This window comes from Bordetella genomosp. 5 (genome assembly GCF_002261315.1).
In the GTDB taxonomy this organism is placed as follows: domain Bacteria; phylum Pseudomonadota; class Gammaproteobacteria; order Burkholderiales; family Burkholderiaceae_B; genus Bordetella.
This window is the reverse complement of record NZ_NEVP01000009.1, coordinates 213,358-228,206: the sequence shown is the minus strand read 5'-3', so window position 1 is coordinate 228,206 and position 14,849 is coordinate 213,358. Positions and strand designations below refer to the sequence as shown.

Annotated in this window: 11 protein-coding genes; 4 read left to right on the top strand and 7 right to left on the bottom strand. The window is 67.9% G+C overall.

The features are described from left to right. Positions 1-12: 12 nt before the first annotated feature. On the bottom strand, positions 13-1,677 hold the full coding sequence (locus tag CAL25_RS15430) for a hydantoinase B/oxoprolinase family protein (protein ID WP_094801565.1): 1,665 nt from the start codon (positions 1,675-1,677) through the stop codon (positions 13-15). A gap of 1 nt (position 1,678) precedes the next feature. Beyond that, a complete protein-coding gene (locus CAL25_RS15425; protein ID WP_094801563.1) occupies positions 1,679-3,790 on the bottom strand; it encodes a hydantoinase/oxoprolinase family protein in 2,112 nt (703 codons plus the stop codon). 312 nt (positions 3,791-4,102) lie between these two features. On the opposite strand from CAL25_RS15425, the gene CAL25_RS15420 reads away from it, so the two are divergent. The 3 genes from CAL25_RS15420 (at position 4,103) to CAL25_RS15410 (ending at position 8,187) form a co-directional block, all read left to right on the top strand. Beyond that, positions 4,103-4,630 carry a sigma-70 family RNA polymerase sigma factor gene (locus CAL25_RS15420; RefSeq protein ID WP_094801561.1) on the top strand — a complete coding sequence of 176 codons (528 nt, stop codon included), beginning with the start codon at positions 4,103-4,105 and terminating at the stop codon, positions 4,628-4,630. A 17-nt stretch (positions 4,631-4,647) separates the two neighbouring features. Beyond that, a complete protein-coding gene (locus CAL25_RS15415) occupies positions 4,648-5,667 on the top strand; it encodes a FecR family protein (RefSeq protein ID WP_094801559.1) in 1,020 nt (339 codons plus the stop codon). Between the two features lie 129 nt (positions 5,668-5,796). Continuing rightward, complete coding sequence (locus CAL25_RS15410) at positions 5,797-8,187, top strand: TonB-dependent siderophore receptor (protein WP_094801557.1); 2,391 nt, start codon at positions 5,797-5,799, stop codon at positions 8,185-8,187. A 123-nt stretch (positions 8,188-8,310) separates the two neighbouring features. Here the strand turns inward: CAL25_RS15410 and CAL25_RS15405 are convergent, their stop codons facing one another. The 4 genes from CAL25_RS15405 to CAL25_RS15390 all read right to left on the bottom strand — a co-directional run bounded on the left by CAL25_RS15405 (position 8,311) and on the right by CAL25_RS15390 (position 11,042). Next, positions 8,311-8,565, bottom strand: coding sequence for a hypothetical protein (locus CAL25_RS15405; RefSeq protein WP_141217940.1), 255 nt, complete (start codon positions 8,563-8,565; stop codon positions 8,311-8,313). A 213-nt stretch (positions 8,566-8,778) separates the two neighbouring features. Continuing rightward, positions 8,779-8,985, bottom strand: coding sequence for a hypothetical protein (locus tag CAL25_RS15400; protein ID WP_094801553.1), 207 nt, complete (start codon positions 8,983-8,985; stop codon positions 8,779-8,781). 13 nt (positions 8,986-8,998) lie between these two features. Continuing rightward, the gene (locus CAL25_RS15395) at positions 8,999-9,991 is read right to left on the bottom strand and encodes an SDR family oxidoreductase (protein WP_094801551.1); all 993 of its coding nucleotides are present in this window, start codon (positions 9,989-9,991) and stop codon (positions 8,999-9,001) included. A gap of 205 nt (positions 9,992-10,196) precedes the next feature. Next, on the bottom strand, positions 10,197-11,042 hold the full coding sequence (locus CAL25_RS15390) for a symmetrical bis(5'-nucleosyl)-tetraphosphatase (RefSeq protein WP_094801549.1): 846 nt from the start codon (positions 11,040-11,042) through the stop codon (positions 10,197-10,199). A 358-nt stretch (positions 11,043-11,400) separates the two neighbouring features. Here CAL25_RS15390 and CAL25_RS15385 point away from each other — a divergent pair, with 358 nt between their 5' ends. Beyond that, positions 11,401-13,470 (top strand): TonB-dependent siderophore receptor, encoded by a 2,070-nt coding sequence (locus tag CAL25_RS15385; RefSeq protein WP_212590910.1) that lies wholly within the window; start codon positions 11,401-11,403, stop codon positions 13,468-13,470. 60 nt (positions 13,471-13,530) lie between these two features. Here CAL25_RS15385 and CAL25_RS15380 read toward each other — a convergent pair whose 3' ends face one another. After that, entirely contained in the window at positions 13,531-14,700 is a 1,170-nt protein-coding gene (locus CAL25_RS15380) for a zinc-dependent alcohol dehydrogenase (RefSeq protein WP_094801546.1), read from the bottom strand. Between the last annotated feature and the right edge of the window lie 149 nt (positions 14,701-14,849).

The following is a 14,849-nucleotide window of genomic DNA, read 5'->3' as shown; positions in this document are numbered from 1 at the left end:
CGCGCCCGCGAATCAATCGAAGGCGTGCGGATAGTCGCGGCGGGCCTGGTCTTCCGACAGGTAGCCATAGTCGACGTCGCGCCGCACCAGCTCGGCGGGGCGCTCGCCCGGCGCGCCGTAGCCGCCGCCGCCCGGCAGGTCGAGCACCAGTCGGCGGCCTGCCCCGATGTGCTGGGTGCCCTTGGCCTTCATGACCGTGCCGTCGTCCATGCCGACCTTGCCGGCCGCGCCGCTGCCGCCACCGCGATGTCCGCGTGCCGGGAAGGCCACGCGATCGAACATCGCATTGAGCGAAAACTCGTAGCCCTCGTGCGCACCGATCTCGATACGCTGGCCCAGTCCGCCGCGCCAGCGCCCGGCGCCGCCGGAGTCCGGCCGCAGCTCCTTGCGCCAGACCACGATGGGCCCGATGCTCTCGGTGACCTCGGCCGACATGGTGTGCACCCCGCTCGGAAACGCCGTGGCGCTCAGGCCATCGCTGGCGGGGCGCGCACCGGTGCCGCCGGTGTTGAAGATCAGCATCTCGTGGCGCGACTGACGGTTGTCGTCCCGCGCCCCCTGAAAGCGCATCTGCAGGTTCCACAGCGCGCTCGCGCCTTCCGCCGGGATCAGGTCCGGGCGGAAGCGTTGCAACGCCCCCAGCACCACGTCGGGAATCAGATGCCCCAACACGTGCCGCACGGCCACCGGCGCGGGCCGCGGTGCGTTCAGGATGCACCCTTCGGGCGCGCTGATCTCGAACGGCAGCAGCGACGCCCAGTTATTCGGAATATCCGGTGCAATGGCGCACTTCAGCGCGTAGCAGGCATAGGCCTTGGTGTAGGTGAGCGGCACGTTGATGCCGTAGCGGCTCGGGCCCGACGTCCCCGTGAAGTCCGCGTACAGCGTGCCCTCGCGTGCCTGCACGCTCACGCGCAGGTCGATCGGCTGCTCGTAGCCGTCCACCCGCATCTCGTACGACTCGCGCTCGGCATCGAGCGCCGCGATGCGCTCGCGCGTGGCGCGTTCGCTGTGGTCGAAGATGAAGCCGGCGAGCTCCTGCAGATCGGCCAGACCGAACTCGTCCATCATCGCCTCGAGACGGCGGCGGCCGGTGTCGTTGCAGGCCACCAGCGAATGAAAGTCGCCGATCACCTGGTCCTGTTCACGTACATTGGTGCGCAGGATGTCGATCAGGTCTTCGTTGAGCACGCCGGCCTTGTAGAACTTCATCAGCGGGATGCAGATGCCCTCCTCGTACACCTCGCCCGCATCCGGCCCGAAGCCGCGGCCCCCGATGTCGACCACGTGGGCGGTCGACGCGAAGTAGGCGATCAGGCGCGGCGCGCCGCCCCCGGTGGCGCGGAACACCGGCGTGACCATGGTGATGTCGTGCAGGTGGCCGGTGCCCATCCACGGGTCATTGGTGACGAGCACGTCGCCGGGTTCGAGGCGATCCCCGAACTTCCGCACGAAGTGTCCGACCGATTCGGCCATCGAATTGACGTGGCCCGGGGTGCCGGTCACGGCCTGCGCGATCATGCGGCCCTGGGCGTCGAACACACCGGCCGAGAGGTCGCCCGCTTCCCGCACGCTGGTGCAGAAGGCGGTGCGGATCAGCGTCACGGCCTGCTCTTCGACAACCGCGATGAGCCGGTTCCACATGATCTGTTCGCGTACGCGTATGGTCTGGCTCATTTCAGGCCCCTTTGCCTTGTCGGCGTTGAATCAGCAGGCAGCCGTCCGCCTGCAGCACCAGGCCGAAATCCGGGCTGACGTAGGTGGAGGTTTCTTTCTCGGTGACGATCAGCGGACCGTCGAGGCGGGTGTCGCGCGGCAGACTGGCGCGATCGTAGATGGCGCAATCGAGGAACGCGCCGGTCTTGGCGTCGAACACCTGGCGGCTGTCGATCGGCGGGCACTCGGCCCGCGTGGCGCTCGCCGCGCCGGCGCTGGCCTGCACGCGCTCGGGCGCGACGGCCTCGCTGCGCAGGGACAACGCCCAGCTGACGACCTCCACGTCGAGCCCCGCGACCTCATGGCCGAAGAGCTGCGTGTAGGCCTCGACGAAGTTCACGCGCAGACGCTCGAGCGTCGCGCCGTCGAGCTCGCCGTCGGGCGCCTCGACCGGAATCTCCCAGCCCTGGCCCGCATAGCGCATATAGGCGCGCAGCTCGCGCACCGTCTGGCCGCGATGACCGGTCTCGGCCAGGAAACGCGACACCTCTTCGTTCATCTCGCCGATCATGCGGTTGACGACGCCGGTATCGAAGCGCGACAGGCGCATGACCGCGCTGCGCAGCGATTCGTAGCCGAACGGCGCGCGCAGGAAGCCGATCGCCGAGCCCACGCCCGCCCCCGGCGGCACCACCAGACTATCCATGCCGAGCTTCTCGCACAGGCGGGCGGCATGCAGCGGCGCCGCGCCGCCGTAGGCGATCATGGTGAACTCGCTCAGGTCGCGCCCGCTTTCCACCGCGTGCATCCGCGCCGCGTTGGACATGTTCTCGTCGACCATCTCGGCCACCGCATAGGCGCCCTGCACGGTCTCGCCTTGCAGCGGATCCGCCACGTGCACGCGCACGGCCGTCTTCGCCGCATCGGTGTCGAGCGTGATGGAGCCCCCGGCAAAGCGTTTGGCGTCCAGCTTGGCCAGCACCAGGTCGGCATCCGTGACCGTGGGGCGCTCGCCACCGCGGCCATAGCAGGCCGGCCCGGGTTCGGAGCCCGCGCTCTCCGGGCCCACGCGCACCTGCTTCAGGTCATCCACATGGGCGATCGAGCCGCCGCCCGCACCGATCTCCACCATCTCGATCACCGGGATCGAGATCGGCATCCCGCTGCCCTTCTTGAAACGATAGGTGCGCGCGACCTCGAACGTGCGCGCCGTCTTGGGATGCAGGTCTTCGATCAGGCAGATCTTGGCCGTGGTGCCGCCCATGTCGAACGACAGCACGCGTTCCATGCCGTAGCGCGCGGCCACGTGGCTGGCGTAGATGGCGCCCCCCGCGGGACCGGACTCCAGCAGCCGCACCGGAAACTCGGCCGCGCTTTCGAGCGACATCAGGCCGCCGCCCGAGTGAATCATGTACAGCGGACAACGCATGCCCTCGGCCTCGAGCGCCTGGGCCAGGCGGCCGAGGTACGAGGACATCAAGGGCTTGACGTAGGCGTTGGCGCACACCGTGTTGAAGCGTTCGAATTCGCGGATCTGCGGCGACACCTCGCACGAGATCGACACCGACACATCGGGCAGCGCGCGCCGCAGCCGGTCGCGCACCTGACGTTCGTGCGCGCCGTTGCGGTAGCTGTGCATCAGGCCGACCGCCACGCTGGTGTAGCCGGCGGCGCGGATCGATTCGATGATGCGGTCCAGGCCGGCTTCGTCCAGCGGCACCAGCTCCTTGCCGCTCGCATCGAGACGGCCGGCCAGCGGAAAGCGGTCGCAGCGGGGGATCAGCGGCGCCGGCAACTGGATCGACAGATCGTATTGCTCGAAGCGGCCTTCGTTGCGCATCTCGATGACGTCACGAAAGCCCTCGCTGGTGATGAAGGCGGTGCGCGCGCCGCGGCGCTCGATGAGCGCGTTGGTGGCCAGGGTCGTGCCGTGCACCACCGATTGGATGGTGGCGGGCGCAATCCCGGCCTCTTCGGCGGCGAGCGCGAGGCCGCGCACGATGGCGCGCTCGGGCTTCTCGTAGTCCGTGAGCACTTTGGCGGTGTAGAGGCGTCCTTCGTGCTCGAGCGCGACATCGGTGAACGTGCCGCCGATGTCGACGCCGGCCCTGCATGCTGCGTGTGGTTCTGTCATGGTCTGCCGTCTTCGGTGAGTCTGGGTGGACGATGCGCGATCGCTCGTCCACGGGCGGCACCATCATGTGCCTCGTCACCGAACGCTGACAAACAAGTAATTGCGGGGGCAGGACAAGCCAGGCTAGCCCAGCAAATACCCGGACAGGGTTAACCCGGAATCGCAGGCCGTGGCCCCCGTGGCCGCGCGGGATGTGCCGCACGGGAGACGCCCCCTGCCCACCCGTCGGCCGGCGCACATTGCACGGCGGGCGCTTTTGCTTTACATTCGCAAACCATTCTCATTTAGATTAAAAGACGTCTGCGGAGAGGCATGTCGGTCACCGACTCGGGGGTGCAGCAGCAGGTTCATGCGCTGTACCGCGATCATCATTCCTGGTTGTTTGGCTGGCTGCGCCGCCGCCTCGGTTGTTCGCACCACGCGGCCGACCTGGCGCACGACACCTTCGAACGTCTGCTCGTCTCGCGCGATGCGCTGCTCGGGCCGCGGCCGACCCTGGCCGAACCGCGCGCCTGGCTCACCACCACCGCGCGCCATCTGCTGATCGACCGCGCGCGCCGCGAGGTCCTCGAGCGCACCTATCTGGCCGAACTCGCGGCCTTGTCCACCGAGCTGCCGCATCATCCATCGCCGGAACAGTTGCTGGTGGCCGTACAGGCGCTGGACGAGATCTGTCAGGTACTTGCCGGTGTGGCGCCCAAGGCTCGCACGGCGTTCCTGCTGCACTATCTCGAGGGCGAGACCCATGCGCGGGTGGCCGAACAACTCGGCGTGTCGGTCCGCATGGTGCAGAAGTATCTGGTGCAGGTACTCCTGCACTGCCATCAACGCCTGGCCTGAAGCCCGGCGTCCGCTCCATGGCCCTGCATCCCGACCCGACCGCCTCGCTCGACGCGCAAGCCGCGCACTGGCTCGTGCAACTCAGCGGCGACGATGCCGCACAGCGCGAAGAAGCCGCCCGCCTGTTCGAGACCTGGAAAGCGGCCGACCCGCGTCACGCCGCGGCCGCCACCGCCATGGAACGCCTGCTGGGCCACGTGCAAGACGTGCGCCAGACGGGCGGCGGCGCCGGCCGCGCGGCCGTGACCGCTGCGCTCGGCCACGCCCGGGCGGGACGAGGCCGCCGGCTCGGCGCGACGCTGGCGTTGGCCTGCGTGCTGGCCGTGCCGGGCTGGATGGCCTGGCAGGCCTATCCGCCTTCCTATCTGCTCGCCGACGTGCGCGCCAGCACCGGTCAATGGAAGACCGAAGTCCTGCCCGATGGCACACGCATCACACTCAACAGCGGCAGTGCCGTCAATCTGCGCTACGACGCCAGCCGGCGCGCGCTCGAACTGCTGCGCGGGGAAGTGTTCATCGATGTGTCGAAGGATCCGCACCGCCCCTTCGTGGTCGAGACCCCCGACGGCAGCATGCGGGCAGTGGGCACGCGTTTCGTGGTGAACAGGTCGGCCGACTCCACGCTCCTCACCGTGATCGAGTCCCGCGTCGCCGTGCAGGCGGCCCGCCGCCCTTCCGCTCAATGGGTGATCGAAGCGGGCCAGGCGGTGCGGCTGCGGCCAGACGGCCTCGGGCCGATCATCGCCGTGGAACCCGGCCGCATCGAGGACGCCTGGCGCACGCACCGTCTCTTTGCGGATGACCGGCCGCTGAATGAAGTGCTGGACACGCTCGCGCGCCATCGCCCCGGCGTGATGCGCTTCGACGCCGCCGCGCTGAGCCAGGTGCGCGTCTCCGCCGTGCTGCCGCTGGACGACACCGACCGCGCGCTGCAACTGCTGGCGGCAAGCCTTCCTGGTTTGCGCGTCCGCAGCTACACGCCGTACTTCCTCAGCGTGGACCTCGATCCCGCGCAGGCCGCGTCTCACCAAAAATAATGTCGCGGCCGGGTTCCGGTTCGGGCGGCTCGTCCGTCAAACCCATAGAACCCACGAACAGGAAGCCGCTTCATGGCCTCAGCCCACACTCTCCGCGGTGCCGCCCGCACCCCTGCCCGCCTCGCTCCGATGCTTGCCCGTCCACTGCCGCTCGTGCTGGCGCTGGTCTGCACCACGCTCGTCGGCCCCGGCGCCTTGGCCCAGCCTGTGGGCGCGAGCAGCGCCGCCACCGCCGCGCAGTACGACATTCCACCCGGACCCCTCGCACCCGCGCTCAGCCGCTATGCGCAGCTCTCCGGTGCGGACATCGTCATCGACGTGCGCCGTCTGCAAGGCCTGAGCACGCCGGGTCTGCGCGGCCGCTATGGCGTGGCCGACGGATTCGTGGCGCTGCTGCGCGGCACCGGCTATCGCGCCAGCGCAACGGCCGCCGGCTACGTGCTGGTACCGGACCCCGCCAACCGCGACGCCGCCGTGACACTGGACGCCGTGCGCGTGGACGGCGTGGGCCTGGGCGCCACGACCGACGGCCTGGACTCCTATGCCGCGCGCGCCGTCACGATCACCAAAGACGGCCAGTCGCTGCGCGAGATCCCGCAGTCGGTCTCGGTCATGACGCGCCAGCAGATGGATGACCAGGGGCTCGTCACCGTTGCCGAGGCCATGCGCTATGTGACGGGCCTGACGCCTTCCGACTACGAAGGCACCGAGCGCTTCAATGCGCGCGGATTCTCGACCAGCGCGCAGTACGACGGCCTGCCGCAGCAGGACTACAGCCCGCACATGGATCTGGCCATCTACGACCGCGTGGAAGTCCTGCGGGGCCCCTCCGGCCTGCTCACCGGAACGGGCGAGCCCGGCGGCGCGATCAACTACGTGCGCAAGCGCCCGCGCGACGTGGCGCACTTCGAGGGCGCGGCCACGGTGGGCTCCTGGGACACGCGCCGGCTGGAACTCGATGGCGGCGGTCCGTTGAACACGTCGGGTACCTTGCGCGGACGGGTCGTTGGCGCCGTGCAGGAAGAGGACAAGTTCTACGATCTCGGGTACTCGCAGCCGAGCACGCTCTATGGTGTGCTGGAATATGACCTCACGCCCGACACGACCGTGGGCCTGACCGCCGCCTACAACAAGCGGCGCTTCCGCAACTTCAATGGCCTGCCGCTGTACGACGATGGCTCCGTGCCCGATCGCGACAGCTATGTCGGACCGTCCAAAGTGTCCAACTTCGACACCTACGACGTGGGTGCCGACCTGACGCACCGCTTCGCCAACGACTGGAAATTCAAGGCAGCCTATCTGCATCGCGATTCGCGCTACCGGGGCTACTCGGGCTTCACCAGCGGTCCCATTCCCCGGGATACGGGCCGGGTCGGCATGTCGGTCGGCCGCATTGCCAACGATTTCGCGTGGGACCAGGCCGACGTGCATGTCACCGGACCGGTGCCCTTCCTGGGCCGCGAGCACACGCTGACGCTGGGCTATGACCTCGCGCGCTACGACTCCATCACGGGCAGCCGCTTCAGCGTGCTGCCCGACGTCGCGCCCCTCGACGATCATGACTTCGACAGCTATTACGAGCTGCCGGTCGTCAACCGCAGCAACACCCGCACCGAGCAATCCGGCATCTACACGGCGGGCCGCTTCAAGCTGGCCGACCCGCTGACCTTGATCGTGGGCGGCCGCTGGACCGACTACCGCGAAAAGAGCCGCACCTACGCGCCAGAGCGTTCGGACTGGACCCGCAGCAATGCGAACGTGAACAACGAGTTCACGCCCTACGGCGGCATGGTGTGGGACCTGAACGATCAGGTGTCGCTGTATGCCAGCTATGCCGACATCTTCGTACCGCAGACGGCGCAGGATATCAGCGGCAATACGCTCAAGCCGCGCGTGGGCTGGCAATCGGAGGCCGGCGTGAAGGGCGAGTTCTTCGATGGCCGCATGAATGCGTCGCTGGCGTTCTTCCGCATCCGCGACAAGAACCGCGCCGTGACCGACACCGAGAACATCGGTTGTGGCGGCACGCCGACCGGCACCTGCAGCCGTGCGGCCGGCCTGGTGCAGAGCCAGGGTTGGGAGGCCGAAGTGAGCGGCAGCCCGACGCCGGGCTGGGACATCGTGGCGGGCTATACCTACACCAACGCCAAATACTTGCGCGACTCGGATCCGGCCAACGTGGGTGAGCGTTTCGGCGCCGACGTGCTGCCCAAGCACCTGTTCAAGCTCTGGACCCAGTACCGCTTCAATCGCGACGACTTCGGCGGCGCGCTGGTGGGGTGGCGCGTGGGGATGGGCATGCAGGCGCAGAGCAACGTACAGACCGCGTCGGTGTATCAGGGCGGCTACGCGACGGTGTCCGCGCGTGTGGGCTACCAGATCGACAAGAACTGGGACGCGGCGCTGTCGGTGAACAACCTGTTCAATCGCGAGTATCTGCGCACGCCGGGCTACGGCATCTTCTACAACCTGTACGGCGATCCCCGCAACGCCATGCTGACGCTGCGCTATCGGATGTAAAGGCAGCGCCCGCCACGTGAGGGGCGTGCCCGAAAAAAGAAGAGGCCGCGCGGATCGCGATCCGCGCGGCCTCTGTCATGTGGCATGCCGCGAAAAACGCGGCGCTCCGTGATACGGCGGTTGTCAGGCCTTGCGGCCCGCCACGGGCGCTGCCGCCTCGCGGGCAGCGCGCTTCCTGGCGCGGCTGCGTTGATAGAGCATAATGGCCGGCGCCAGCACGGGCGGGATGCACAGGCCCGAAATCGCCATCGTCTTCAGCACTTCGTTGACCTGCGCCGGCGACAGCGGGGCCACGGTCACGTAGATGGCGACGCACACGAACATCAGGGCGACAACGCCGATCGACATCAACACGGGCATCATCTTGTTATCAAGCACTTCGAGCTCCTGGCTTACACGCGGCCGTGCGCAGATCGACGGCCAGGCGATATTGTAGCCACCTGGCCGAGGGCGCTGACGGCGGCCGGCTAGAAGCGCCCGCTCAGCAAACGGCGTCCGCCTCGGGCCCGGGCCCCCAAGCCGCGTCCAGCGCGCAGCACTCGAGCACAGAATCGAAAAGGCCGCCCTTGCCCGGGGCGGCCTTCCCTGTCGTCACGAGCGGTTGTCCACCGGTGGCGCGTCGGGCGTCGCGTTGCCCGGGTCGCGCGCATCGTCGGGGTGGATGCCGGGCGGAAACTGCCGGCCCGCGCCCGTGCGGTTGGGATCGGCGGGCCGGTCGCTCAAGGTCCGCTCGCCCGGCACGACCGGCTTGCGGTCGGCGTCGGCGGGATCATCCTGGTGAGAATGGGGTTTGCTCATGACGCGCACTCCTTTAACGGCGCCGCAATGCCCACAACGCCGCGCCGCCCACCAGCAGAACACCGGTGACGATCGAGGCGCCGCGATGCATGGCGAGCTGGGTATAGGCGCTCTTGCGCCCTTCCTGCAAGGGATCGACGGGATGTTCACCGCCGGCTTCGAACAGCGAATCCGAGCCGCCGCCGGCCGGCATCTTGCCGCGCTGATTGCGGAACAGCCACCCGGCCATGCGGTCGGACAGGCCCGGCATGGTGCGGCCCAGCGCCGAGATCGCGCGCGCCGCGCCGCCCACGAACATGTCGCGCACGGGATGCTCGGCGGCATGCAGGATCGCCTGCGCCACCTGATCGGCCGCATAGACCGGCGGCGGCAGCTGCGGCTGCACGTCCATGTAGTTGCGCGCATGCGCCGTGTAGCCCGTCGCGACCGCGGCAGGCTTGATCAGCGTGACCGAAATCGGCGCGCCCTCTTCCTGCAACTCCATGCGCAGCGCATCGGTGTAGCCCTTCACGGCGTGCTTGGTCGCCGAGTAGGCGCCCTGCAGCGGGATGGCGCGATCCGAGACCTCGCTGCCGATATTGATCAGCGCGCCGCCACCCTGACTCTTGAGATGACGCACGGCGGTCAGCGAGCCGTACACGACGCCCCAGTAGTTGGTGTCGAACAGCTTGCGCTGATCGGCAAGCGGCACCTGCTCGAGCGTACCGAAGATCGACACGCCGGCGTTGTTGACCCAGGTGTCGACGCGGCCGAACGCGGCCATCGCCTGCTCGAGAATGCGCTCGTGGTCCTGCTCCACGCCCACGTCTGCGGTCACGACGAGCGCCTTGCCGCCCTGCGCCTCGATCTCATGGGCCACCGCATTGAGCGCGTCTTCGCCGCGCCCCGCCAGCACCACGCGTGCGCCCCGCGACGCCGCCAGGCGCGCGGTTGCCGCACCGATGCCGCTACCGGCACCCGTGATCACCACCACCTGTTCCTTGAGAGGTTTCAGTCGAATCTTCATATCGCGGCCTCCTGTCGCATTGCTTGGGTCGAACCCGTAATCGCAGCAACTGCTGTTCCTGCTTCATGGCCGGAGGACGGGCGCCGGGGCGTCGCACGCCGCCGGAAAAATATGCCGACGAGGGCTCCAGCCACGGTAAATCAGGCCACTTCTCGATCGCGGAGCGGCCCTCGCGCAATACGCCAATCGCCGCGGCAGCCGCCCCTCACGCCGCCGCCAACACCCCGCGCGCGCTGTCGATGCGGCGCACCTGCACCAGCTTGCGATCCGACAGACGCAATGCACTCAGCATGCCGCCGCTCACGCACGCGGTGTCGACGCAGACAGCGTCGTCGCGCAGCATCAGGCCCAGCGTGGCCCAATGGCCGAACACGGTCGTGACCGCGGGCTCGACGGTACGCCGCGGGATATCGAACCAGGGCCGCGCGTGCGGCGGCCAGAGTCCCGGCGTGGCGCTTGCCTTGAACAACAGTCCGCCGTCCGGGCCGCACAGCCGCATGCGGGTGAGCGCGTTGGCGATGAACGCCACGCGCCGGCGCCCGTGACGATGCCGGAACCAGGTGCCGGGCGTGCGCTGCAGCAGCGCGCTCATGCTGCCGCGCCATCGCGCATCGCGCAGTACCGTCTCCACTTCCTGGGCCAGCAGCGGCACCGACGCGGCATCCCAGCGCGGATACAGCCCGGCATGGGTCAGCAGATACGGGCCCTCGGCATGCGCCAGCGGCCGCTGACGCAGCCAATCGAGCAGCTCTACCGCGTCCGGCGCATCGAGCAAATCCTCGAGGGTGTCCTGGGCGCCTGGCGCCACCGCCCGGCAGGCCAACGCGAGCGCGCGCAGATCGTGATTGCCCAGTACCACAACGGCGCGCTCGCCCAGCGCGCGCACGGTGCGCAAGGTGGCCGCGGATGCCGGTCCGCGATTGACCAGATCGCCGGTGAACCAGAGCCTTGCCCCGGCGTCGCCCGCGAGTTCGGGATGGGCGAGCAGTGCCTGCAGCGTGGCATGACAGCCATGGACATCACCGATCACCCAGGCGTGCGGCGCCGTCATGGACAGGCCTCCGTGGCTGCTATGCGGCGTGTCGAATCGCTCATGGGCGTCCCCTGTTGTTCGACCCCGGATCAGACCAAGCCCCGGATCGGATATGTCCCCTTGACCCGGCAATTGGCGTGCCCGAGCCACGGCAGCGCGGCTTGGCGCGCACGGAAATTCAGCCAGAATTCAGAATTAAATCAGCGGCTTGCCCAGCCCTATGTGGGGAAAACCCGACAGTCGAACGCCGACACAATTCCGCTAATGCGAATCGATAGCATTCCCAGTAAGCTTCGGCCCGCTTTTGTGAAAATTCTCGGATCCTGGAATGCGGCGCGTCCTTCTTTCTGCTTGTCTCCTCAACCCGGCACTCCCGTTGGCCTACGCCAACGAAGCGCCGCCCGCCAACCCCGTCGAGCTGGAGACCGTCAACGTGTATGGCGTGTCCGAGCGCGCCGACGGCCCGGTCCTCGGCTACCGCGCCACCCGGTCGATGAGCGCCACGCGCACCGACACCGCCCTGCACGAAGTGCCGCAATCGATCACGGTCGTGCCGCGCGACGTGGTCGACGACACCAACGCGACCCGTCTGCACGAGGTGCTGGACTACGCGGGCGGCGTGGGCCGGGCGAACAATTTCGGCGGCCAGGGCCTCACCACCTTCACGGTGCGCGGGTTCACGACGGGCGAGTTCTACCGCAACGGCTTTCCGATCAACCGCGGTTATCCCAACGCCCCCGATTCGTACACGATCGAGCGCGTGGAAGTGATTCGCGGCCCCGCCAGCAGCCTGTACGGACGCGGCGATCCCGGCGGCACCTTCAATGTGGTCACCAAGCAGCCCGAGGCGGAATCGCGCGTGACGGTCGGCACGCAGTTCGACAATCACGGCATGCGCCGCGCCACGCTCGACTCGACCGGCGCGCTCAACGAGGACGGCAGCCTCACCTATCGCATCAATGGCCTGGCCGAAGGCGGCGACAGCTTCCGTGACGACGTCAGCACCGAGCGCTATGGCATCTCGCCGGTACTGCGCTGGCAGCCCAGCGGCGCCACCCGCATCACGCTCGAAGCCGATTTCATGCGCAACAATCATCCGCTGGATCGCGGCCTCACCGCGTACGCCAACCAGAGCGGCCGCGCCTCGCGCGACACCAACGTCTGGGAAACGGGCACCGACAACAAGCTGCACAACGACAACAACATGGTGCAGCTGCGTTTCGAGCACGACCTGAACGACGACTGGAAGCTCGGCGGCGGTGCGCAGTGGCTCGACGGCACGCTGCAAGGCAATGCGGTGGAGGCCAACGCCCTGCAGGCGAACGGCCGCACGCTGGGCCGCAACTTCAACTGGCGCAAGCTCGACTGGACCGATCGCGATCTGCAGCTCAACCTCACCGGCAACTTCAGCACCGGCGCGTTGCGTCATACGCTGCTGACCGGCGTGGAGTACGAAGACTACGATTACCGCTCGATCATCCGGCGCTCCGCCGCGGGCGCCAATGCCTATCCGATCGACCTGTTCGATCCGATCCTCGGCCAGCCCCGCCCGGCGCTCACCCGCACCACCACGCACGACAAGGAAAACCTCAAGACCTGGGCCGCCTTCGTGCAGGATCAGGTGGCGCTCACCGAGCGCTTCAAGGTGCTGGCCGGCCTGCGCCTGGAGCGCTTCGAGCACACCTACCATGACCGCCTGCCGGGCGGCCGCAACTGGCGCAGCACCGACACCGCCGTCACGCCGCGTCTGGGCGTGACCTACGACCTGACCGACACCGTGGCCGTGTATGCGAACACGGCGCGCTCCTACAAACCGAACACCGGCGCGGACCGTCAGGGTACCGGCTTCAGCCCCGAAAAGGGCAAATCGTACGAAGTGGGCGCGAAGTGGGAAGCGCTGGATCGTCAGCTCAGCATCGACGCGTCGGTCTATCAGATCGACAAGAAGAACGTGCTGACCGTCGACCCCGTGGACTCGAACTATCGTGTGGCGGCCGGCCAGGTGCGCAGCCGCGGCTTCGACCTGAACGTCGCCGGCAACATCACGCCGCAATGGCGGGTGATCGGTGGCTACTCGTTCGTCGACGCCCGTGTCACGCGCGACAACACGCTGCCCAAGGGCACGCGCCTGGCCAACATTCCGCGCAACACGTTGAGTCTGCTCAACATGTACGAGTTCCACGAAGGTCCGGCACGCGGTCTGGGTCTGGGCGTGGGCGTGCGCTATGTAGACGAGCGCAAAGGCCAGACCGCCGCCACCTCCTACGACATGGGCTCGTACGTGGCCGTGGACCTCTTCAGCTTCTATCAGGTCAACAAGAACCTGCGCGTGAACCTGGACATCACCAACCTGTTCGACCGCAACTACGACGAAGGCGCCTTCAACACCTACGTTTACCCGGGCGCGCCGCGCACCGCGCAACTGGGCATCAGCTACAGCTATTGAGCGGTCGCGGAACAGAAAGCGGTGGCACGTGTGCTCACCGCTTTCTGCACGCAGGCGTCGCTACGGCTTCAGCACGACCTTTACGCAGCCATCGTGTTTATCGCGGAAGGTCTTGTACAGCTCCGGCCCCTCGGCGAGCGGCGCGGTGTGCGTGATGATGAACGACGGATCGATCTCGCCCTCGACGATGCGCGCGAGCAGATCGTCCGTCCAGCGCCGCACGTGCGTCTGGCCCATGCGCCAGGTGAGCCCCTTGTTCATCGACGCGCCGAACGGAATCTTGTCGACCACGCCGCCATAGACGCCCGGAATCGACAACACACCACCCGGCCGGCACACGTAGATCATTTCCCGTAGCACGTGGGGCCGGTCCGTTTCCGCGCCGACCGCCTGTTTGGCACGATCGTAGATCGCATCGAACGAGCCGGCGGCGTGCGCTTCGAGGCCCACCGCGTCGATGCATTTTTCCGGGCCCTTGCCCTGGGTCATTTCGTTGAGACACTCGACCACGCTCTGCTCGTCGAAGTTGATCGTGAGCGCGCCCGCCTGGGCGGCCATCGCGAGCCGCTCCGGCACGCGGTCGATGCAGATCACCTGGCGGGCGCCCTGCAGGATCGCGCTCAGCACGGTCATGAGGCCGACCGGACCGGCGCCCCAGATGGCCACCGTGTCCGTGGGCTTGATCTCGCACTGCGCCGCGGCCTGCCAGCCAGTGGGCAGAATGTCGCCCAGGAACAGCACCTGTTCGTCGGATACGCCGTCGGGCACCTTGATGTGGGTCGTGTCCGCGAACGGCACGCGCACATACTCGGCCTGCCCGCCGGCATAGCCGCCGGTCAGATGGGTGTAGCCGAAGAGGCCAGCCGTCGTGTGGCCGAACATCTTGGCGGCCATGCTGGCGTTGCGGTTGGTGCGTTCGCACACGGAAAAATTACCGACGCGGCACTGATCGCACTCGCCGCAGGTGATGGTGAACGGCACGACGACGCGGTCGCCGACCTTGAGCGCGGTGTTGTCGCGGCCCACCTCCACCACCTCTCCCATGAACTCGTGGCCAAGGATGTCGCCCTTGTGCATCTCGGGCATGAAGCCGTCGAACAAGTGCAGGTCGGAACCGCAGATCGCGCAGGCGCTGACGCGCACGATGGCATCGCGGCCGTGCTCGATCGTGGGGTCGGGAACTGTGTCGTATTGAACGTCGTGCTTGCCCTGCCAGCAGAGTGCTTTCATCGTGATCTCCGGATGGGTTGGCCGCGTGGCGGCCAGTGCGTATCGGGTGGCGCCGCCCGAAGGCGGCGCGGTGATCACAGGGCTGCAACTGCCGTGCCTGTTCACACATTGGCAGGGGGAATGGTGACGACGCGAGCGCGGCGGCGATC

Bases quoted from the DNA above. Each gene is read 5' to 3' on its own strand.
- CAL25_RS15430 (WP_094801565.1), bottom strand. From the start codon at position 1,677: ATGAGCCAGACCATACGCGTACGCGAACAGATCATGTGGAACCGGCTC.
- CAL25_RS15425 (WP_094801563.1), bottom strand. From the start codon at position 3,790: ATGACAGAACCACACGCAGCATGCAGGGCCGGCGTCGACATCGGCGGC.
- CAL25_RS15420 (WP_094801561.1), top strand. From the start codon at position 4,103: ATGTCGGTCACCGACTCGGGGGTGCAGCAGCAGGTTCATGCGCTGTAC.
- CAL25_RS15415 (WP_094801559.1), top strand. From the start codon at position 4,648: ATGGCCCTGCATCCCGACCCGACCGCCTCGCTCGACGCGCAAGCCGCG.
- CAL25_RS15410 (WP_094801557.1), top strand. From the start codon at position 5,797: ATGCTTGCCCGTCCACTGCCGCTCGTGCTGGCGCTGGTCTGCACCACG.
- CAL25_RS15400 (WP_094801553.1), bottom strand. From the start codon at position 8,985: ATGAGCAAACCCCATTCTCACCAGGATGATCCCGCCGACGCCGACCGC.
- CAL25_RS15395 (WP_094801551.1), bottom strand. From the start codon at position 9,991: ATGAAGATTCGACTGAAACCTCTCAAGGAACAGGTGGTGGTGATCACG.
- CAL25_RS15390 (WP_094801549.1), bottom strand. From the start codon at position 11,042: ATGACGGCGCCGCACGCCTGGGTGATCGGTGATGTCCATGGCTGTCAT.
- CAL25_RS15380 (WP_094801546.1), bottom strand. From the start codon at position 14,700: ATGAAAGCACTCTGCTGGCAGGGCAAGCACGACGTTCAATACGACACA.